Raw genomic sequence first — 20843 nt, 5'->3', positions numbered from 1 at the left:
CTCGGCCTGGGCTTAGGCTAGGTGCCGTTGCGGCTGTTGCCGCTGCCGCGGCCGGCCGGATCGTTCTTCTCATAGCCGAGATGCTCGGTCACCTCCGTCTCCAGGGCCCGCTCGAGCGGGGCCTTGGACAGCTGCTGCAGCAGCCCGCCTTCCCCGGCCAGCGGAGCACCCGTGGCATCGGCGGAGTCCATCAGCTGCTCGACCAGGGCATTCACCTGCTCAGCCAGGAGCTGCCCGGCCGGGACTGATCCGGTGGCCTGGGACGACGCCTCGGATATGAGGAGCTCAGTCACGCGATCTTGCCTTTCCGACCGGCGGGGCCACCCGGCCCCGTCAGAACCATCAGATCACGGACTTACACGATCTTTCGGACACGCCCACGGTGGCATCAACTGGGGCCACACGAGCGGCGGTGGAACGCTTCTCCGGCGTCGCGGAAGCGGGAGCGGCCGCCCATGCGTTGGCCGATGCCAGGAGAGCAGCGAGCAACGCGGTGGTGAGAGAACGGTTTCTGTACTTCATGAGTGCTCCTTGCGCGGCGAGATTTCCGAGGGTTCAGGTCGATGCCCCAGATGGCAACGCCCTGTAACCCGTGGAAGCGGCGGTAGGCGGTCGCCGCGATGGCTGAAGCCCGGGACGACGACGCACTGCAGGGCTTCCGTCGTCCTCTTCCGTGCCGGAACAGGACGACAGAAGCGGCACATGTTCTCACGGTCAGCACAGGCGCGCCGCGTGGTTACCCGCTGACTTCGGTTCGCGGACCCGGAAGGGCTTCGACTGCCGGTTTGCCCTCAAGACAACACCGTCAGTCGACCGGCGGGGGCTGGATGAAGACGACCGAGTCGGGAACCGCGCCGACGCGCGGCGGTCCTGAGCGGGGCGCCGGGTCAGTCGGCCGATCCTCGGGCGCAGCAGCGCCTGAGTCCGTCCCTGTGCTCGTTTCGTTCTCATCTGTCGGGTTGTCGTCACCCATGTCATTCCCGTTCTTTCATAGACAGCTTGAAGCCTCGGCCGGCTGACCTAAAGGCGGTGCTCAACAGTCCGGGGCACTACGCTCCGAGGATCCTCCAGAGCTGGTTGCGGTGGCCTTGCAGACCGTGGTGACACAGCTTGGCGCCGTTATCGGTGGAGGCGTTGGTGACGCTGATTGCTCCACCGCGGTAGTCGGACACGATGAAGTACTCGTCCTGGGCGACGGGGAGCAGACGCCATTTCTGGTGAGAGGCGTCCCTCCAGGTCCAGAGATTGATGTCGGGGGCGTTGCCGGGGTACGGGCCGTGGATCGACATGACGCGGGAAGGGGAGTAGACGGAGGTGAATTTGTGCAGGTCACCGCTGAGGCGGTCGAGTTCCCACCGCTGGTGTGATGCGTTGTACCAGCCCTCTTGTCGAATGGAGGGGCCGTTGTCGTTATAGGGGCCGTGGATGGTGGCGAACCTGCGGCTGGAGACGGATTCCAGCCGCACTCTGGCGGGCAGGCCGGTGACCTGGCTCGAGGCGTCGGGCAGCATCAGGAAGCCGATCTCCCACTTCCCGTCGCTGCCCGCGTCGAAGACGAGTGCCCGCTTGGAGGTCCGATAGGCGCCCATGCGTAGAAGCATCTCCACGAGGTTCTCGCTGGTGCGGACCAGTGCAGCGATCTTGCGCACCACTCCCTCGGGCGGGGGATTGCGCAGGGTGTCCTGGATCTGCTTCTGCAGCATCAGTACCGGCTCGGGCACCAGCAGTGAGTAGGTGCCGATGTGATCGTCCTGGTTCGTCAGGATCTGCCTGAGGAAGGTGAGAATCATTGCGAACATCGCTACGGCCGCAGGAGGCACTCCGACGCCCGTCAGCTCACCGATGACGGTCTCGACCATGCCCTTCCAGGTGTCGATCGACAGCTCATCCATCAGGATCTTGAGAATCTCGTCGATGATGAATAGGGCCTTCTCGTCACCCCCACCGTGGTCCATCTCCCAGGCGTCGACCGTCACGGCAAGGCCGCCATTGGCCACCGTGGTGTTCCACAGCCGGTTCGGCTCGAAGGCGCGGGTATAGCCGGTGTTCATGCTGAACTGCTCGCTTACGTAGCGACGCTGAGTATCCCCGTCGCACAGGGCCAGCGAAAACTTGGGTTCGTCCTTGCCCCACTCGTTCGACTCACGATGGCATGTGAGGTAGTCGAGCGACACCCAGTACGTGCCCGAGCCGCCGGATCGTGCGGTCGCGGCAGTGGGGTGGTCGAGGGGCAGCCCCATGCAGACCAGCCCCCATCCCTTGTCGGCGGTCTCCTGCAGGAAGGCCGCGCTGGGCTCGGGGTCGGCCATCTCCCGCACGGCCTGTGCTTCTGCATCGTCACCGAGAGGACCCGTCAGGCGGGTGGCGTCCACCGCCCGGATGTTGCTGCACGTGGCGAGGAAATCCCTGCCCAGCTGCGGCAGATCGGCTCGCAGGTCGGCGAGACCGTAGGAGTCCTCCATGCCCAGAGCGGAGAAACGCCCGGGGAAGAGCCGCTCGCGGACCTCCGGCTCCGCGCTGGAGAAAGCTTGTCCCATCTCGTTGAGCTCGCCGGCAGTGAAACCGGCACGGGAGAAGACGTCCGTAAAGACGGCTTCCAGATCCGACAGGGGCTGCCCGGCCGCGCGTCGGGCGAACCCGTTGAGCATCACAGCCAGCAGAACGTTGGTGGAGCTGCTGCGCTCCATCATGGTCCCCATGCGCGTGCGGACGCCCGTACCGCCCAGTGCGCCGCAGATACCGGCCACCACGTCGCGCTGGAACTCATGCTCGTCGCTGACGACGGCACTGTCACTCATCCTCATACCTCCCCGAAGCTGGCAGGCGCGTATGCACGCCTGCGGACGTACTGTCTGATCAACGGCACCTCTGTCTGTACCGGCTCCCGGATCCTCCGATCCTGACAGGCCGACAGTCACGTCGCTGACGGCAAAGCAACTTGAGGTCTCGCAGGCTCAGCCCAGTGCGGATAAGAGCGCGCGCTCGACAGAACGGCAGCCCTTGCCCCACACCGCAGGGATGTCGCCGGAGCGAGTCCGGCAGATGGGATCAGTCAGCAGCCCGCTTTACGCTGTGATGGCCGGGCGCCGCGAGTCTGCGCTCGGCCAGTCCTGCAGGCGTCATCACTCGGGCTGCCTGGCCATTTCACCGTGCTCACGCTTACTGCGATCACCGCCCTACCCCCGCCCTGCTGCTTCACCACAAGCGCTGACCTGTCTGACATTCCCCGCCGGGTGCCGATGGTCCGCGCGTTGCGAGGACAGCAGGCTGCGCTTCGAACCGCTCCCTCCCGGTCGCAGGGGCACGCGCACGCGGTGGGGCAGCCCGTCAGGGCGTCGGACTGCCCCACCTCCGCCAATGGCCTGGCTATCGGTCTACACGAGGTAACTGGCGACCTTGTCCACGAGCATCCTGGCGAGCTCGGGCTGCTGCCCGTTGTAGTAACCGATGACAATGGCTGTGCTGGTCCTGGCGAGGGCGACGCCGGTGTCGCCGTTCTTGCCGTAGATCGAGCGCTCGTCGGCCTCGACCACCTTGTACGTGACGCCGTTGACGGCGACGCCCTCGACGTGCGCCTTGACGGGGGTCTCGAACTTGCCGATGATGGCCGCGCCCTCGCCGGCCTTCAGGCCGTACCCGTTGCTGTGGGCCAAGGTGGCGCCGTCGGTGGCGTCGATGATGACCGCGGCCGTGAGCAGGTCTCCGCTCAGGTCATCGTCGACGTACGACTGCCAGTCCGTCATTTCACGTCCTCTCCGCTAGTCCGCGCCGCGCTGATCGCGGCCGCTGCGCCCCGAGCCTTCCCCTCCACCGCCCTAGGAAGTCGCAGACGCGCTCAACTGGCCGAGATCCCGCGACATTCGTCATCCGCGTGGGAGTGCACCGCGTCAAGCTCGTCAGCCGGCGTGGTCGACAGCTTGTCCGGCGCTGACGTGCCCAAGGTGTTACTGATCTTGAAGTCGTCTTGTCGTAGGGGCTGACGGTTGGTGATCGTCGCGGTATCCCGGAGGTGTGAGGTATCCGCAGGGTGGGGGTCTGACCGCGGAGGGGCAAGCATTTCGCGAGCGGGTCCGGATGGAAGCGGTCGCCGTGTTCGTAGACGGACGTGGCAGTACGGAGATCGCGAAGGAGTTACGGGTCAGCGTCCGGTCGGTTCAGAGGTGGCGGCGGTCCTGGCGGGAGGCCGGCCAGGACGCGGTCCGTTCCCGCGGCCCGGTGTCCCGTCCGAAGCTGAATGACCGACTGTTCGCGGTGCTCGAAGAGGAGTTGGCCAAGGGACCGGTCGCTCACGGCTGGCCGGACCAGCTGTGGACGCTCGCCCGGATCAGGACGCTGATCGGCCGACGGTTCCACAAGTCCATGACGCTGTCGGGGATCTCCCAGATGCTGCGGCGCCGTGGCTGGAGCCATCAGGTTCCGGCCCGTCGTGCCGCCGAGCGCGACGAGGCAGCCGTCGCCGGCTGGGTGAAGGAGGTGTGGCCGCACCTGGAACCACCGCGGCGGCGCTCGGGGCCTGGATCGTCTTCGAGGACGAGGCCGGATTCTCGATGACCCCGCCGGCCTCACGCACGTGGGGGCAGACGGGGATCCACCCCGGTCATCAACGTCCGGGGCCGTTCCCAGCGTCGCTTCTCCGTCGCAGCCCTGTGCTGCTACCAGCCCGGCGAGCGGTCCCGCCTGATCTACCGGCCCAAACGGCATACCGACCACAAGAGCGGCGGCCGCAAGAGCTTCGCCTGGACCGAGTACCGCGACCTCCCCATCGCCGCCCACCAGCAGCTCGACGGAGCCATCGTCCTCATACGGGACAACCTGAACGTCCACAAAGACCGCCGCATGCGGGCCTTCATCGACGCACAGGACTGGATCACCGCCTACCACCTGCCGCCTTACGCACCCGACCTCAACCCCGTCGAAGGCATCTGGTCAGTGCTCCGTCGGACCACCCAGGCCAACACCGCCTATACCGACCCCGACCACCTCATCCGCCGGCTACGGCACGGCCTCCGCCAGATCCAATACCGCAGCGACATCATCGACGGATGTCTCATTGGGACCGGCCCCACACTGACGACACCACGCCTACAACCTCAGTAGTAGGGCATCTGGACAGCCCAGCCCCCACACCCGGAGAGCTGGGTACCGAGGCGGTTTGACTCCCACACAGGACGCGTCATCCCGTGCCCGCCAGCCGTCAGCGGGGCGGCAGGTCGATCTGGTCGCGCAGAAAGGCCAGCCCCGACGTTCCGCCACTGCCGGGCTGGTCACCGGTCATCCGCTCGACCAGGAGCAGGTGCCGGACCCGCCAGCGGACGACGGCCCCGCGCAGAGCCTGCAACGCAGAGCTGGCAAGGGGCTGCTCCGTCGGAAGGTCGTCGGTCGGCGGGCCGAGGAGGTTTGCTGCGGCGATGCGTTGGAACAGCTCGGCGAACTGGCTGGACTGGGCTCCGCTGGCATTGTCGAGCAGCGGGCGGAAGGAGGCGAAGCTGTCGGGTTCGAGGTGGTCCAGGAGCGTGAGGTGGTGTTCGAGGATGTCCACAAGTGCTGTGACTCTGCGCAGGGCCGCAGCGGCCTCGGGATCCTTGCCCGTCTGCGCGTGCTCGGCGGCCCGGTGCAGATATACCAGGGCCTGACTGGCCAGGACTTCGGCGGACTGGTGCACGGTGATGAAGAAGCGCTCGTCCGCCCACTGACCAGTCCGCTCGTCCGGGGTGCGCGGCTGCTGCAGATCGAGGAGCGCGGGAAGTCGAAGGTAACAGGCGTAAGGCGTCTCCATGCACTCGATGATGACGGGAGGCGGCCCCCGATGCGCCGGTCGCCGCCTGGTGTGCCACTACGTCACCCGACCGGCTCCCATTGGTGAATCGCCGTCGAGGGGCCTGACAGCGCCCTGAGGGAGCACACATCGCCCGCCCTCGCAATAACCGGCGAGAACGGGGGGGTCCCTGTACTTCACGCCCGCCCCGGGGCTTGAGGAACAGATCCGCGCTGCCGTCCACGACCGGGCACTGGGCCGCTGGCTGCTGTGCCTGACGCAGGGTCAGATGGAGTCCGGGGCCTACGGGTTGTGGCTCCATGCGGTGACCCGCTCGGCGGCGGAGGCGAACCGGTTCGGCCGCGAGTACGACATCATCTACCGGCCCGCAACCGACGGGAGCCGCTCGCGCACCGCCGATTGTTTGATCCCGATTTCGTTGGCGTTGAGAGTGTCCGCAGCGGACGAGATCATCCCGCATCGAGGTCCAGGATGTCCACGAACGTCTTGGTAATGCCGTACTGCCGCAGAAGGTCTTCCGCGACCGCGACGAGATCGCTGAGCCCCGGGCCCACCGGGCCTTCGGCGGCCATCTTGTGAGTCGGCAGGGGGGCGGTTTCGGCGGCCTGGGAGGGACGCTCCTGGACCACGAAGGGCATCCGCTCGCGGTCGGTGACATGCTGTGCCGCCTCACCGACCACATCGGCCCCGGCGTTGGAGGAGCACGGCGACACACGGCACGTCGAGCCGCTCCTGCACCGTCTCCTACGTGAAGGAACCGGCGCCGACCGGCAGCGCCAAGCCCTCCAGGAAGGGGGAATGGCCGGCCTCATCGGCTTCATCACCGGGGAGACCCGCGGCACGCCGCAGGACAGCGACTGACGCGGTTCCGGTTCGCCGCTTGGCCGGGACAGCTGAGGGGCTCGACGCGGCACCCGCGTCGAGCCCCTCTCGTGTGGTGAGGTCAGCCGCCCACGTACCAGTGGAAGCCGCCGTTGGAGGCGGCCACCATCAGCAGCACTACGAAGAGCAGTACGTCGATGATGCCGAGCGCGAGAGCGGCCTTCGCCATCCCTCCACCCCCCTTGGCCGCGGACTGCCGCAGGGCGACCGCACCGAAAACGATGGCCAGCGGACCGAGCACGATGTTCAGGAAGAAGATGCCGACGATGCCGCACACCAGCCCGGCCACGGCCAGACCGTTGGTGCGGGACGGGTTGGCCTCGGAGTTGCTGAACGGTGTCATCGCTGTCTCCCACCTCGGGCTTCGGATTCCGTATGGGTTGCGGATGCCCTGCTTCTCGATGGGCAGTCAACTACCGTTGCAGATAGGCCAGTTGAGAGTTTGGCTTCCGCTTCCGGCCTCATCTGCCCCTGGGCGGCGCACTCACCCGTCGCGGCGCCCCCTCGCCGACATGCCGCCGCTTGCGCGGAGCTACTCGCCGTGGACCGTCGTCAGATCGAGCAGGCCCGAGATGGTCAGGACGGGGACCAGCAGGGGGTTTGTGATGAGCTGGAGGCGTTCGGCGTGCGGGAACAGGACGCTGAGACCGGCGCTGTCGAGGTATTCGACGCCGCTGAGGTCGAGGACCAGGGGGGCGGCCGTTCCCGTGAGGGCGGCGGCCAGTTCGCCCGCGTTGCTCATGTCGATCTCGCCGACCGCGGTCAGCAGCGCGGTGCCGTCGGGCCGTCGTCCGTGAGTGAGGGTCAGGTGGGTGGTCATCAGGCGATCCTCGTGTGCATGTCGACGGTGGTACCGGAGGCGCCCGGCGTGACGGTGACCCGCTGCATCAGCGCCCGCATCAGGCGCATGCCGCGGCCGCGGTGGGTGTTGAGTTCAGGCTGCGGGTCCCTCCAGCTGCCACTGTCGGCGATGGTCAGGCGCAGATCGTCGACGTACACCTCGGCGCGGAAGTGGATCGGGTCGCCGGGGGAGTGGCGGTGGCCGTGCTCGACGGCGTTGGCGCACGCCTCGCCCGCGGCGACCAGAATGTTCTGCGCCGTGGTGGGCGGCAGGTCGCACTGGCTCAGCCAGCTGCGCAGTGACTTGCGTACGGGGGCGAGCTGGGACGACTCGGCCGGGAAGGACATCTCCAGCGGGGCCGGGTGCCGGTAGAGCAGCAGGGCGACGTCGTCGTCGTAACCGCCCGCGGGGGCCAGCCTGGACATGACGTGGGTGGCGAGTTCGTCGACCGCGGTGTTCCGGCCGTCCTGGAGGGCCTGGCTCGCCTGGTCGATGCCGTCGCTGAGCGGGCGGCGGCGGCGTTCCACGAGGCCGTCGGTGTAGAGGAGCAGGGTGGACCTCGCCGGGATGGCACATGTTCCCTCGGGGCGCCGGCTGCCGGTCCGTACGGCCAGCGGGAGTGACCGGCCGTCCTCCAGAAGCAGGGTGGCACCGTCCGGCCGGACAAGGATGCCGGGCGGATGGCCGGCGCTCGAGTACGTCAGCTGCCCGATCTCGGCGTTCAGGACGCCGCAGAAGACGGTGGTGCAGGCCGCGCCGGGGACGCCCGCCGCGAACTGGTCCAGGGCCATCAGCGTCTGCGCGGGGCTGGCGTCCTGGAGCAGCAACGCCCGGCAGGCGCTGCGCAGTTGACCCATGACGCTGGCGGCCTCCAGGCCCCGGCCGACACAGTCGCCGACGACGATGCCGATCCGGCCGTCGGGCAGGACGACGGTGTCGTACCAGTCGCCGCCGACCTCCAGCGGCTGGGTGGCGGGCTCGTACCGGACGGCGAAACCTGCGGGCAGGCGCGAGGGGCCGAGGATGGCCCGCTGCAGAGCGATGGCGGTCTCGCGCTGCTGGTCGATCTGGTGGGCGCGGCTCAGCCCCTGGGCGAGATGCCCGGCCAGCAGGGAGAGCAGCAGCTGGTCCTCGCCGGTGAAGGGGCGGTTCTCGCCCATGTGGATCCACAGGGCGAGCGGGCCCTCGGGGAACTCCAGGAGGATGCTGGCCCCGGTGGCGTCGTCGATCGGGGTCAGGACCGGGCCATGGCGCAGGGTGTTGAGCGCCGCTCGCCGTTCGGCGGGCAGGTCCCGCCAGTGGGGCGTCTCGTCGGTGGAAGTCAGCGTGGGTTCGTCGCCGCGGTCGAAGACGGCCGCCATGACCCATCGGGCGCGCCACAGCTTCTTCAGCTCGTCCAGGGCCCCCGTCAGTGCCTGCTGCACGCTGGTCGCCCGTGCCAGGCAGGTGCCCAGGGCCGCCAGGGCGCTCTCGCGCTGGATGGCGTAGTGCTCGGCCGTGACGTCGCGGAAGGTGCCGACGGTCACGCGGCGCCCGGTGTCGGGATCGTCGACCTGGTTGAACGTGGCCGTCACCCACAGCCGGTGGCCGTCCCGGTGGGTGATCGGAATGGTGTAGGAACCCTTCGGGTTGCCGAGCAGCTGCGTGAAGGCGGCGCTGACCTGCTCGTACGCCTCGGAGTCGGCGGCGTCGGGCCACCAGGGATGGACCGGCCGGTAGGGCAGCCCCTCGGGACCGTAGCCGAGGATGTCGGCGAACGCCGTGTTGATCTCGACGACGGCGCCGTCCTCGTCACAGACGAAGAACGCCTCCTGCAAGGAGTCCACCAGGGCGGTGCGCCAGCGGGCGTGATGGCTGCGCAGGCGCGCCAGCTCGACGTTGGCCCGTACCCGGGCGAGGAGTTCGGCCGCCGCGAACGGTTTGACGAGATAGTCGTCGGCGCCCGCCCGCAGGCCCTCGATCGATGACTCCTGCCCGGCCCGCGCCGATAGCAGCAGTACGGGGACCGAGGCGGTCCGCGAGTCGGCCCGCAGCGCCGCGACCAGGGCGAGCCCGTCCAGGTGGGGCATCATGACGTCGCTGATCACGAGGTCGAAGGCCTGGGCGCGTACGGCCCGCAGGGCCTCTCGGCCGTCATTGACCGAGGCCACCCGGTACCCCGCGCCGCGCAGCAGCTGGGTGAGGTACTCGCGCATGTCGGCGTTGTCGTCGGCGATCAGGACATGGGGCGGGACGTCCTCGCCGACGGCCGATTCGTCAGAGCCCGCGCCTGCGGAAGTCGCGTGCGCGGCAGTCCCGTTGGTGATGCTCTCGACCGAGGCGGGCAGCGCCGCGCTCTGTTCACCGGGCAGCCAGCGCAGGGCCTCCTGCATGAAGGGCTCGGCCATGGGGGCCGGGGCGCGGCACGACTCCGACCGGACGGCGCCGGCCGGGAGGTGCGCGGCGCCGAACGGCAGCCGGATGGTGAACCTGGTGCCGCGGCCCTCGACGGAGGCGGCGCTGATCTCGCCGCCGTGCAGTCCGACCAGTTCCTTCACCAGGGCAAGGCCGATGCCGCTGCCCTCGTTGGAGCGGGTGCGGGCGTTCTCGATGCGGTGGAAACGTTCGAAGAGCCGGGGCATTTCCCCCGCCGCGACACCGATCCCGGTGTCGGCGACGGTCACCACGGCCATGCCGTCCTCGACGGTGGTGGCGACCCTGATCGAGCCGTCGAAGGTGAACTTCAGCGCGTTGCTGAGCAGATTGAGAATCACCTTCTCCCACATGCTCCGGTCGAGGAAGACCGGCTCGGGCAGCGGCGGGCAGTCCACCTCGAAGTCCAGCCCGGCCCGGTCGATGGCCGAGCGGAACACGCTCGCCAGCTCACCGGTCACCACGGCCAGATCGACCGGCTCGTAACTCGCCTGCATCCGGCCGGCCTCGATGCGGGAGAAGTCGAGCAGGGTGTTGACCAGTTTGCCCAGGCGCAGCCCGTTGCGGTGGATGACCTCCAGCTCCGCACGGGCCCCGTCGTCCGGGAGCCGGTTCCTCAGCTCCTCGACTGGCCCCATGATCAGCGTCAACGGCGTGCGGAACTCGTGACTGATGTTGGAGAAGAACGTCGTCTTCGCCCGGTCCAGCTCCGCGAGTTCCTCCGCGCGGCGCTGCTGAGCCTGATAGCTGCGGGCACTGGCGACTCCGGAGGCGACGTGCCCGGCGACCAGTTCGACGAAGCCGCGGTATCCGTCGTCCAGGGCCCGATAACGGTTGAGGCCGACCACCATGAAACCGTACGGGTCACCGCCCTGTTGCCGCAGCGGCACGATCAACGCCTGCCGGGGTGCTTCGGGCCACGCCCCCGTCGGCAGATCCGTATGCGTCGCTCCGTCGAGCGGGACGAGGACGGTCTCGCCCCGCGCCGGGGCGGCGGTCGGCCACGCCGTATCGGAGCCCGGCGCGAGGTGGGGCACGGCGGCCGGGTGGTCGTCCGCTACCCCGGTGGCGGCGGCCAGCGCGGCACTGCCGTCGTCCTGGAAGAGATAGGTCAGCGTGAACGGCAGGTCGTGCGGATTGCGGCTCAGTTGCACGCGCGCGAAGTCGAGCATCTCCTGCTCGGTGCGCACCACACTGGGGTCGGAACCCAGATCGCGCAGGGTCGCCATCCGCCGTTCACCGATGACCCGTTCGGTCTCCTCGCTGACCACGCACAGCATCCCGACCACGAGACCCGCGTCGTCGCGCAGGGGGCTGTAGGAGAAGGTGTGGTAGCTCTCCTCCGAGTAGCCGGAACGCTCGACGAACAGCAGCAGCGCCTGGTCCCAGGTGGCCTCGCCGGTGGTGAGCACGCTGTCGATGCGGGGACCGATGTCGCGCCAGATCTCGGCCCAGACCTCGCTCGCCGGCCGTCCCAGCGCCCACGGATACTTGCGCCCCAGAGTGTCGCGCCGGTAAGCGGCGTTGCAGAAGAAGGTGAGCTCCGGCCCCCAGGCCATCCACATCGAGAACTTCGACGACAGCAGGATGCTGACGGTCGTCCTCAGGCTCTGCGGCCAGCCTTCCGGGTCCCCGAGCGGGGTGGTCGCCGCCCAGTCCACCAGCGCCAGGTCACCGCCGACCGCGGTGTCCGCGGCGAACACATCGCTTCCGGCCGCTGCCGTGCCTCGGGGCCCGGCATCCTCGGAACGCGTCACTACCCACCCCTTCGTTCACGGCAGCCGACGTACGAGCACATGGCCGCCGCGCTCGTCGTGCTGTCGTCCCTCCGCGCGCCGCGGTGTTCATGATTGGAGCTACCCGCGTGATCGCTGGACCATCCGGGGTACTTGCAGACAGATCCATAGGATATAACTGCCGCGCCTGACACCAGCAGGCACGATCCAGCGGGCGGAACGGGGGGCATGGCGGTGTGTGAGTACGGTCCGCGCCGCGGTGCGAGCTCCGCGACCAAGGACGAGCAGCGACGGCTCGACGCGGTGCGCCGCTACGCGGTCCTGGACACGCCCGCCGACCCGGTCTTCGACAAGATCGCCTCCCTCGCGGCGCGCGTCTTCGCGGCTCCCATGGCCATGGTGGCGATCGTGGACAGCGACCGGGTGTGGTGCAAGGCGGCGTACGGCCTCGGGGACGTCGGGGAGTTCCCCCGTGCGGCGGGCGCCTGGTCCCTCGCGGTCGCGCATGACGGCCCCCGCGTCCTCGTCGACACCCGCGCCGATGCCGGTCCGGTCGCCGGCCTCCTCGTCCCCGGGCAGCTGGACGTACGCTTCTGTGCCGCCGCGGCGATCACCACACCGGACGGGCACCAGCTGGGCACCGTCACCGTCTTCGACACCTGCCCCCGCCGGCCGGCCGACGACCAGCTCGCCGCCCTCCAGGAGCTGGCCGCGCTCGCCATGGACGAACTCGAGCTGCGGCTGGCCGCGTTGCACACCGTGGCCGCCGAACGGGAACGGCGCGCGGACGCGGAACGGCTGGCCCGCACGCTCCAGCGCACCCTGCTGCCGCCGACCCTGCCGACCGTCCCCGGGCTGGACACGGCCGCCGCCTACCACCCCGCGTCCCTCGACGAGATCGGCGGCGACTTCTATGATCTCTTTCCGCTCGACGACGGCCGCTGGGCGTTCTTCGTCGGCGACGTGTGCGGCAAGGGAGCCGACGCCGCCGCCCTGACCTCGCTGACCCGCTACACCCTGCGGGCCGCCGCCATTTACGACCCCGACCCCCGGACCGCCCTCGCCAACCTCGACACGGTCCTCAAGGGTGAGTTCCAGGGCGACTTCCAGCGGTTCTGCACGGCGGTGTTCGGCGTGCTCGACGCCGGTGCGGACGGGTCGTTCACCGTTACGCTGGCCGGCGGCGGCCATCCTCCGGCCCTGGCCGTGCGTGCGGACGGCACGGTCGAGCCGGTGTCCACGGCCGGCGGCCAGCTGATCGGCCTGCTGCCCGAGCCCCAATTCGTGCAGGCCAGCACCCTTCTCGCGCCGGGCGACGCACTGCTGCTGTACACCGACGGGCTCATCGAAGCGCGCACCGCGAACGGACACATGCTGGGCGAGGAAGGGCTCGCGCGCCATCTGTCCGCCCACACCCCCCGCGGAGCCGACCACTTACTGGCCACCGTGCACAAACTTTTCACCGATCTGGGTACCGGGGTGAGCGACGACACCGCGCTGCTCGCCCTGTCCGTCCCGCCCCGCCGCACGCCCCAACTCGCTCAGGAGACCCGGTGACCGACCCCACTCTGACCGCCACCCGCCGCACCCACGCCGGCGGGGCCACGGTGCTGGCCGTGGCCGGCGAACTCGACCACCACACGGCGCCGGAGCTGACCCGGCTCATCCAGGAAGAGCCCTTCGGTCCCGCCCTTCCCGTACTGATCGACCTCTCCGGCCTCACCTACTGCGACTCGACCGGCATCACCGTGCTGATCGGCGCCGACCGCCAGGCGCGCGAGGCCGGCGCCCCGCTGGTCCTGGTCGGTGTGACCGCCGACCAGATGCACGTCTTCCGCATCATCGGCCTCGACCAGCTCTTCACCTTCCAGCCCACCGTCGAGGACGCGATCGAGGCGCTACGCGCTTGACGGGCCCGCATTGAGTGGGGTCCGGCCGGGCGGGCGAACCGGTCCGCGGCAGGTCAGCGGTCGGCTGCGAACTCGGCTGCGGTGCGTACGGCGGTGTGGACCGCGCGTGCCAGGCGGGCGCCCCACAGCGAACGCGGACCGGCGAACGCGTGCACCTCCTCGTCGGCGCGAGGCACCCTGGCCGCCACGCACACCGCGTCCGTCGGCGTCCCCGAGCAGTCGAAGCCGGCGTCCAGCAGCGCCTGCACCTTGGCCTCCGTGGCCGTGGCCACGGCGTTGACCAGAGCCGCGTCACTCAGCGCGACCGGCACGGCGGCCACGATGTTGATCGTCCCGGGCCGGGCGGGCACGTCTGTACCGGACGCGGGGGATGCGGCCCAGCCGCGCACACCGAGTCCGGCGGTCGCGACGGTTTCGACCCCGCCGTCCTCCGCGCGGCCGGACGACCTGATGTCGGCGGCCGTCATCAGACCGACCCCCGGCCCCTCGGCGCCGATCCGCCGGGCGATCGCCGCCAGGTGCCGGTCCGGGTCCGTACGCCGATAGCCGTGCGGCACCTGGGTGTTGAGCACCCACGCACGCGCGCCGATGCCGCCCCCGAGGACCGCACTGCTGACCATGCGCCAGCCCGTGCCGGCCCGCCACACCAGGCTGCGCAGGCAGTCCGCCGTGTCGTGCGTGACTTCCTGCATGTGCAGCAGTCCGGCAGTGGTGCCGGCGGGCGGCAGGACGACGGTCACCGGTATGGGCTCCTTGTGCGGCGGGATGAGCGATGGTAACCGGGCCGTGGAACGACTCCCCGGGTGGGTGTGCTGGGGGCCGGGCGAGTGGCAGGGACGGCAAGGTCGTCTTCCGATCGGTGACACCAGCCGCGTGTGCGGGCCTGTCGACGTCACGGCCCGGACCCGCGGGCACGCGAAGACCGACACGGGAATCCGGGTCACGATCTCCGACTACGCAATCGGGCGGTGCGGCAGCATCCAGCTGACCGTGACCGCCTTGCCGCTCTCATGCACCGTGACGGTGTTGCTGTCGCAGAGGCGTCCCACGATGTGCAGCCCGAACCCCCCCAGCCCGTCGAACGGATCCGCCTGCCGGGGCTGGGGGAGGCGTGAGCTGGAGTCCGTCACCGTCATGGTCAGGGCCGTCTCGTCGGCACGCAGGAGCAGGTGCCAGGTGCCCGCGGCGGTGTGCCGCACGGCGTTGCTGATCAGTTCGCCCAGGACGAGTTGCACCGCGATGAGGTCCGCGCCGGGACACGTGTCCCTGACGAACGCCACCGCCCGGCGACGTGCCTCCGGAACGGCATGGCGTGCGGAGTCGGTCTCGAACACGGGCCAAGGGGTTTCGCGGGGTGCGCGCTCACGTCCGCCCCGGGTATTTGGCGGCGGGTCGGCGTTCGGGGTCTGAGCTGCGTCATTGCCTGTCATCGACCGCACGTTCGTCGCTGGTGAGGGATCGGGCGGCATCCAGTGTGGCGACCCGGGTGAAGACGTGGGCCACGCCCGTCACGTCCAGCAAGCGGTCCATGAACGGGTTGGTGCCCGCCAGGACCACGTGCCGTTGACGTGCCGTGCGCAGGAGGTGGTTGAGCAGCGACGAGTCGCAGAAGCCCATGGCGTCCAAGTCGTAGACCAGTAGGTGTGCGGTGGCCCGCTCGGCGCGAAGAGTGGCCTCCTCGACCAGGGCGACCACCGCGTCTTCGATGTCGCCCGACAGAGCGATGACCCACAGCAGGTCGTCGTGGCAGTGGCCGCGTACGTGAGGGATGGGGGTGTCCGGCTGGGGACCGGGTGTTCTCATGCTTCTGATCATCTCGTGTCACGGGTGTGGTGCGTGTGGTTTCACGATGCACGGCGGTGGGGAACCGGCGCGCGGCACGGCGCGATGGGTGCGCAGGTACCGATGGCTGTCTCCGCGATACCTCGGTACCCGGATGCCCGCGTGCCCGGGTGCTCCGTTGGCCACGCGCCACGTGTCGCTCGGCGTTTTCCCCGGCGTGCGCGGCGCGCTGGGGCACCCGGCGAGCAGAGCACGTACTCCGCATGGTCTTCCCCGTTGTGGACCCTGTTCCGTCAGGCATCGTGGAAGACGAAGTAGCTGTGGGTCCCGGTGACGTCGAAGAGGCGTGCGAGAACCGGATGCAAGGGTCCGCGCAGGACGAGCGGAGTGTCGTGGGAGCGCAGATGGCGCTGCGTATTGATGAGGGCGTGCAGCAGCGCGGAGTCCGCCCAGACCAAGCCGCGCAGGTCCACTGTGACGGACCGGGCGTCGACGGACTTCTGCATCGCGGTGACGAGTCGGCCGGTGGTGCTCCAGTCGAGGGCACCCGCGACCGTCAGGATCACCGACCTGTCCCCCTGCACTTGTTCGGTGATGGTCGCCCCGGGGAGGGAGGCGTGCGGTCCTGCGCCGGATTCGTCCGGAGAGGTTGTCGCCATGCGTGCACTTCCGTCGGGCGCCTGATCGGCGCGGGACACTTCTTTGCTGAAGAGCGCCGGTGGCGGGACGGTTCTGCCCCGGCTGCTCCTTCATGGCCGCCCGTCTACCCCTGAACGCCGTACATATCGCCACTCGATCGGGGGAAAAGAAAGACCAGTACACCTGGGGGTCGTGGAGTGGCAGGCGTCGTCAATGGTGACGCCCCACTCGTAGGGTCCTGCGAAGGCTACGTCGCGACAGGTCGGCGCGTGCCGCATCGCTGCGTCAATCCCTCGAACGTGTCTTCGCACCCCCCCGGCGCCGCTGATTTCATTCGCAGCACCGCGATGGAGTGCCACGGGGACGGTGGTCCGGCGAGACTGCGGCAGGGCCCGCCCGTCTCCCTGGTCGGATTTTGGTCCTGCGCCTACTCCCGCCGTGCCGACCGGGGCCCTTCCCCTGGGGTCGGTCGAGCCGGACTTCCGCAGCCTGGGCCAGGCCGGCGCGCCGGCTTTCGAGGTCGGGCTGCTGGCCGGCATGCGGTGACCCGGGCCTGGCATGCGGTGACCCGGGCCCGGCACGCGGTGACCTGGGCCCGGCACGCGCAGGCGATGGCGCTTACGCGCCCGGTCGGCATGCCGGCCCAGGGCATGAATGGATGTGCGCAAACAACTCACGGACTGAGGAACGGTGTTCGCCAAGCCCGCTGCAAGTGCGGGAGCCGTGTCCATGAGTCCGGCGCGCGGGCGTTCACGGGGGATTCCGACCTGAGTGCTGCGCGGTACACCGGCGTGCGAGCCGGTGCTCGTACTGGTGCGGCCGGCGTGCAGTCGGCGGAACACGAGCTGTCCGTGCTGGTCGAGCGCGGCCGGTCGACCGCTCGGGACGACCGAGCGGGGCGGATCCGGTGCCGCCTAAGAGGTGGCCGTCTTCTGGCGCAAGGTGACCTGGAGGGGAGGGCGTTCCGGTCAATCGACTTCAACTGGGCCTACGTGTGCGCTCGTTCGACAAGGTGCCGACGGGTTGGATCCCGTACGACGCCGTGAGTGAGGGGGATCGATGACCGAGTGCACGAGCGGGAAGCGCCTCCGGGAGCGCCCCCGTGTCGGCGCCGCCCGATCCTGACCGCGCGTAGGACCGTCCCGACGGCCGCTCTGCCTGAGGAAAGCAGACGTCGGAAAGCTGTCATAAATGAGCTTTATGAGGTCATAGCCAGAGATGGGCTGTTGTGGCGTTTCTGCACCAGTGAGAGTGATCTTGTCGAGTGCAACACGTGGAACAGAGAGCACCGTGCATTTTGAGAAGAACCGTGCTGGCCGTCGCGGCCGGTGTCATGGCGCCCGTCGCGCGCTGCTGGCCGCTCCGGCGGAGGCGGCCGGCGGCACGTGCGTAGGGCTCACGATGCCCGACCGATTGCCCGCTGACCCCGGCAGGGGGCGCGAAGCGGACGGGAACGGGCGATTGGACGACGGAGCGGAAGAGAGCCAGGGCGTGACTGTCTCCTTGCGGGGGCTTCCGGACGAATTCATCGCTGGTGGCCCATGGCGAGAAGTCACGGTCGTCGTAGACGCCGAGCCGTCGGCGCCGCTCGCGACGTGACGTTCATGCTCGTCGATGGTGACCTGGAACTGAGTTCCGACCACGTCGATGTGCAGGTACGCGAGGGGGCGGGTGGCGGAATGCGGATCCGACGATGCCATCCAGCACCGCGCACTTCGACCTGGTCGTTCCAAGCGGCATGGTGCAGCTGTCCATCCGCGTGCGGTTCCACGATGACGCTCCGCTCAAGGCCGTTGAGGTAGGAGCCTCCGACGGCATCAGTCTTGACTCGCCCTGGTACAGGTCGCATATCGTCCGTCCGCCGATCCCGGTGATCCGGGCGGTGACCCTACGGATCCCGGCGGTGAGGGTGGCGGTGACCCTGGCGGTGAGGAACCCGCGGATCCTGGCGGTGAGGCTGGAACAGAGGGGCCCGGCGAGTCAAACGGAGGCGGCGCCGGCGAGTCGACCACGGGCGAAACCGGCGAGCCCGCTCCGGGTGATCATCAACCGGCGCCCACCGGCGACCGGCCGGAGGTCGAGCAGGGGGCGGCTGCCGAATCCGCCGGGCAAGTGCCTGATGCTCCATCAGGCAAGCTCGCTGAGACGGGACTTGGCGCAGCGACGCGCTGGCAACTCGGTCTCGGCGCGACTGCCGTAGCTCTCGGTGCCGGTGTGTGCCGGTACCGCAGACGCACAGGCTGACCCTGAGCGGGCGGGCGGCTCGTCCGCCCGCCGGCGCACCTCCCCGACGGTCACCCCTCAGCCCGCATCGTGACCGGCTCGTGCCTGGAGGGCCCCATCGGGGGTCGGCGACGAGGGCTCATCATCACGGGCGGCGGGCAGCCGGGGCCCCCGGGGCCGGGGGAGCCCTTGGAGACGGCACCGAACTCCCGCGCCCGATCCTCACCGCCTCCGCCCGGCACGCCAGCGACAAAGCCCTTCCGTGGCAGCTGGCGCTGGGCCGCCCGAGCGCCGCGCCCATGGGTGACTTGCCCCCGCCGCCGGGCGTTACGGTGCCCGGTGTCGGGATGCCTGCTGCGAGGCGGGTTACTCCGCGTCGGCCACGCCCTTTCATGACGTGCTCACCTGAGGACAGACGGAGCCCCACTTCAGCGTCCACCAGGCGGACGCCCTCGATGCAGAAGGTCGCCCGGCGGGTCAGGTGAGGATGGCTCCGCTAACCAGATCGAGATCGTGTGCCAGGCGGAGCCCAGGCCGCGGGGCAAGGTGGCGACGCTGCCCGCACCGTGTGGGCCGAGGCTCGGCCGGCGTGGGGCCGCCGCCCCTGGCCGTGCCCCGTGATGCGGCGGAACCGGCTGGTGGCGAGGATGGGAACCCGTCGGCAGTCTTCGCCACGCTCCTACGGCGGCGCGCGCATCCTCTGTCGCACCAGGGGTACCGCCAGGAGGGCCATACGGAAGGCCATGGTCCCCCGCATCGTCCCTGGGCAAGGAGTACCGCCATGCAAGGCACCGCACGTGAGAAGCCGGCCGCGCCGGAGATCGGAGCGGGGCAGGCGCCGTGGGGTGAAGGGCTTCGCGACACTGTCGCGGCGGCCTTCGCCGACTGCGTGCAGGACATCACGTCGGGCGAGCTGGACATTCCCCTGCCCGGGTCGGGACGCACCCTGGACAGGTTCCTGGCCCTGGCGGACATGGCCGAGACGGACCTCTCGCTGGTGCGTCTGGTGGAAGGGCACGTCGACGCGGTCGCGATCCTCGCTGAACTGGACGGGCCGGCCGCCAGGCCCGGCGAGCGGTGGGGGGTGTGGGCCGCGGAGCCGCCGGGAGAGGGGCTCACCGCGTCGCTCGGTGACGACGGCTGGGTGATCAACGGACGCAAGCGGTACTGCTCGGGGGCGCACAGCTGCACCCATGCCCTGGTCACCGCGCGGGCCGACGACGGTCGCCGTCTGTTCGCCGTCGCCACGGGCCTCGGATCGGGTGCCGCGTGGTGCCGGCCGGTGGAGGGGAGCTGGCAGGCGCTGGGCATGGCGGCGAGCGACAGCGCCGACATGCTGTTCACGGATGTGCCCGCGATTCCGGTCGGCGGCGTGGAGTCCTACGTGGAGCGGCCCGGATTCCAGCACGGCGGCATCGGTGTGGCGGCCTGCTGGTACGGCGGGGCCCGGGCCGTGGCGCGCACGCTTGCCGCAGCTGCCGCGCGGCACGGCACCGACCCCTTGACCGATGCCCATCTGGGCGCGGTCGACATGCGTCTGCACGCGGCGAGCGCGGTACTGGCCCAGGCGGCGACGGAGATCGACAAGGACCCGGCCGATGTGGAAGGCGCGGGCCGCGCGCGGAGTCTGCGGGTGCGGGGCTTCATCGAAGGGGTGTGTGCCGATGTCCTGACCCACGTCGGGCGCGCCACCGGCGCCGAACCGCTGTGCCACGACCCGGCCCACACCCGCCACGCGACCGACCTCGAGGTCTACATCCGACAGCACCACGGCGAACGCAACCTGGCGGAGCTCGGCCGCCTCGTAGCGGAATCGGGGGAGTGGCAGTGACCGCTACCAAACCCGGGCCGCCCGCGCCCGCCGATCCGATCCAGGCCAATGGAACACCTGAGTCCGTGTGGCGGGCCTGGAGGCGGCTGGACCGGCTCCCCGCAGCGATTCTGCCGGACGGTGGGCGGATCGTGATCGTTGCCGCCCACCCGGACGACGAGGTACTCGGCGCGGGTGGCACCATCGCGCTGCTGGCGGCCGCCGGCGCCCGGCTCACCGTCGTGTCGGTCACCGACGGCGAGGCATCACACCCCCACAGCACCCGTGTCACGCCCGCCGAACTGGCCGCCATCCGGGCGGAAGAACTGCGCGCGGCTCTGACGGCCCTCGGGGCATCGAGCGCGGAGGTGGTCCGGCTCAAGGTCGCCGACACCCGGGTCGCCGGGCACGAGGACGAGGTCGCGGCAGCGCTCCGTCCCTTGCTCGACGGAAGCCGGCTGTGCCTGGCGCCCTGGGCCGGTGACGTGCACAGCGACCACGAGGCGGCCGGACGGGCCGCGCGGGCCGCGGCGCGGGCCGCATCCGTCGACTGCTGGACCTATCCGGTCTGGATGTGGCACTGGGCCCGGCCGGACGACACCCGCGTGCCGTGGGACAGTGCCGTCTCGGTCGGCCTGCCGCCGGGGATCGCGGAGCTCAAACACCGGGCAGTTCAGCGTTTCGTCTCCCAGATCCACCCGTTGGGCCCGGACGCGTCCGACGCGGCGATCCTGCCGCCCGACGAACTCGCCCACCATCTGCGCGACATCGAGGTGTTCTTCACGTGACCGCCGACTCGACCCCCGCCGCGTCCTTCAACACCGCTGACTCG

General features: G+C 69.8%; 16 protein-coding genes and 2 pseudogenes. 6 read left to right on the top strand and 12 right to left on the bottom strand.

Annotated features, from left to right (window positions below; all coding sequences use genetic code 11):
• Positions 1-20: 20 nt before the first annotated feature.
• The 3 genes and pseudogenes from DWB77_RS38335 to DWB77_RS00830 all read right to left on the bottom strand — a co-directional run.
• Positions 21-191: pseudogene (locus DWB77_RS38335) on the bottom strand (transposase); the annotation flags it as partial.
• Between the two features lie 858 nt (positions 192-1049).
• Complete coding sequence (locus DWB77_RS00835; protein WP_162952312.1) at positions 1050-2798, bottom strand: RICIN domain-containing protein; 1749 nt, start codon at positions 2796-2798, stop codon at positions 1050-1052.
• Positions 2799-3374: 576 nt separating this feature from the next.
• Entirely contained in the window at positions 3375-3743 is a 369-nt protein-coding gene (locus DWB77_RS00830) for a profilin (RefSeq protein WP_120719429.1), read from the bottom strand.
• A gap of 268 nt (positions 3744-4011) precedes the next feature.
• Here DWB77_RS00830 and DWB77_RS39525 point away from each other — a divergent pair.
• A pseudogene (locus DWB77_RS39525) lies at positions 4012-5097 on the top strand (IS630 family transposase).
• 97 nt (positions 5098-5194) lie between these two features.
• Here DWB77_RS39525 and DWB77_RS00815 read toward each other — a convergent pair.
• Entirely contained in the window at positions 5195-5776 is a 582-nt protein-coding gene (locus DWB77_RS00815) for a tryptophan 2,3-dioxygenase family protein (RefSeq protein ID WP_120719427.1), read from the bottom strand.
• Between the two features lie 169 nt (positions 5777-5945).
• Between DWB77_RS00815 and DWB77_RS38540 the strand changes: the two genes are divergently transcribed.
• On the top strand, positions 5946-6269 hold the full coding sequence (locus DWB77_RS38540) for a DUF6417 family protein (RefSeq protein ID WP_281280083.1): 324 nt from the start codon (positions 5946-5948) through the stop codon (positions 6267-6269).
• On the opposite strand, the gene DWB77_RS00810 is transcribed toward DWB77_RS38540, so the two are convergent.
• From DWB77_RS00810 to DWB77_RS00795, 4 genes are all read right to left on the bottom strand, one after another.
• Positions 6226-6489, bottom strand: coding sequence for a hypothetical protein (locus tag DWB77_RS00810; protein WP_120719426.1), 264 nt, complete (start codon positions 6487-6489; stop codon positions 6226-6228). The two genes, DWB77_RS38540 and DWB77_RS00810, sit on opposite strands and share 44 nt — an antisense overlap.
• A gap of 230 nt (positions 6490-6719) precedes the next feature.
• Positions 6720-7001 (bottom strand): DUF4190 domain-containing protein, encoded by a 282-nt coding sequence (locus DWB77_RS00805; RefSeq protein ID WP_120719425.1) that lies wholly within the window; start codon positions 6999-7001, stop codon positions 6720-6722.
• 189 nt (positions 7002-7190) lie between these two features.
• Complete coding sequence (locus DWB77_RS00800) at positions 7191-7478, bottom strand: STAS domain-containing protein (RefSeq protein WP_120719424.1); 288 nt, start codon at positions 7476-7478, stop codon at positions 7191-7193.
• Entirely contained in the window at positions 7478-11668 is a 4191-nt protein-coding gene (locus DWB77_RS00795; RefSeq protein WP_120719423.1) for a SpoIIE family protein phosphatase, read from the bottom strand. Before DWB77_RS00795 ends, DWB77_RS00800 begins: the two co-directional genes overlap by 1 nt.
• Positions 11669-11875: 207 nt before the next feature.
• On the opposite strand from DWB77_RS00795, the gene DWB77_RS00790 reads away from it, so the two are divergent.
• Together DWB77_RS00790 and DWB77_RS00785 are read left to right on the top strand one after the other, a co-directional pair.
• A complete protein-coding gene (locus tag DWB77_RS00790) occupies positions 11876-13204 on the top strand; it encodes a PP2C family protein-serine/threonine phosphatase (RefSeq protein WP_120719422.1) in 1329 nt (442 codons plus the stop codon).
• The gene (locus tag DWB77_RS00785) at positions 13201-13557 is read left to right on the top strand and encodes an STAS domain-containing protein (protein WP_120719421.1); all 357 of its coding nucleotides are present in this window, start codon (positions 13201-13203) and stop codon (positions 13555-13557) included. The genes DWB77_RS00790 and DWB77_RS00785 overlap by 4 nt, the downstream gene beginning before the upstream one ends.
• Before the next feature lie 53 nt (positions 13558-13610).
• Here DWB77_RS00785 and DWB77_RS00780 read toward each other — a convergent pair whose 3' ends face one another.
• The 4 genes from DWB77_RS00780 to DWB77_RS00770 form a co-directional block, all read right to left on the bottom strand.
• Positions 13611-14297: an adenosylcobinamide amidohydrolase gene (locus tag DWB77_RS00780; RefSeq protein ID WP_162952311.1), complete on the bottom strand. Its 687-nt coding sequence runs from the start codon at positions 14295-14297 to the stop codon at positions 13611-13613.
• Between the two features lie 213 nt (positions 14298-14510).
• On the bottom strand, positions 14511-14891 hold the full coding sequence (locus DWB77_RS00775) for an ATP-binding protein (RefSeq protein ID WP_162952310.1): 381 nt from the start codon (positions 14889-14891) through the stop codon (positions 14511-14513).
• Between the two features lie 82 nt (positions 14892-14973).
• The gene (locus DWB77_RS37430; RefSeq protein ID WP_162952309.1) at positions 14974-15360 is read right to left on the bottom strand and encodes an STAS domain-containing protein; all 387 of its coding nucleotides are present in this window, start codon (positions 15358-15360) and stop codon (positions 14974-14976) included.
• Positions 15361-15632: 272 nt separating this feature from the next.
• Positions 15633-15998: an STAS domain-containing protein gene (locus tag DWB77_RS00770; RefSeq protein WP_120719419.1), complete on the bottom strand. Its 366-nt coding sequence runs from the start codon at positions 15996-15998 to the stop codon at positions 15633-15635.
• Between the two features lie 2984 nt (positions 15999-18982).
• Here DWB77_RS00770 and DWB77_RS00760 point away from each other — a divergent pair.
• Together DWB77_RS00760 and DWB77_RS00755 are read left to right on the top strand one after the other, a co-directional pair.
• On the top strand, positions 18983-20032 hold the full coding sequence (locus DWB77_RS00760; RefSeq protein ID WP_216826805.1) for an acyl-CoA dehydrogenase: 1050 nt from the start codon (positions 18983-18985) through the stop codon (positions 20030-20032).
• Positions 20029-20799, top strand: coding sequence for a PIG-L deacetylase family protein (locus tag DWB77_RS00755; RefSeq protein WP_246033325.1), 771 nt, complete (start codon positions 20029-20031; stop codon positions 20797-20799). Before DWB77_RS00760 ends, DWB77_RS00755 begins: the two co-directional genes overlap by 4 nt.
• Positions 20800-20843 lie beyond the last annotated feature (44 nt).

The sequence above is a fragment of the Streptomyces hundungensis genome (genome assembly GCF_003627815.1).
In the GTDB taxonomy this organism is placed as follows: Bacteria; Actinomycetota; Actinomycetes; order Streptomycetales; family Streptomycetaceae; genus Streptomyces; species Streptomyces hundungensis_A.
Note: the sequence above shows the minus strand (reverse complement) of the source record. Positions and strands in the feature narration are given on the sequence as shown.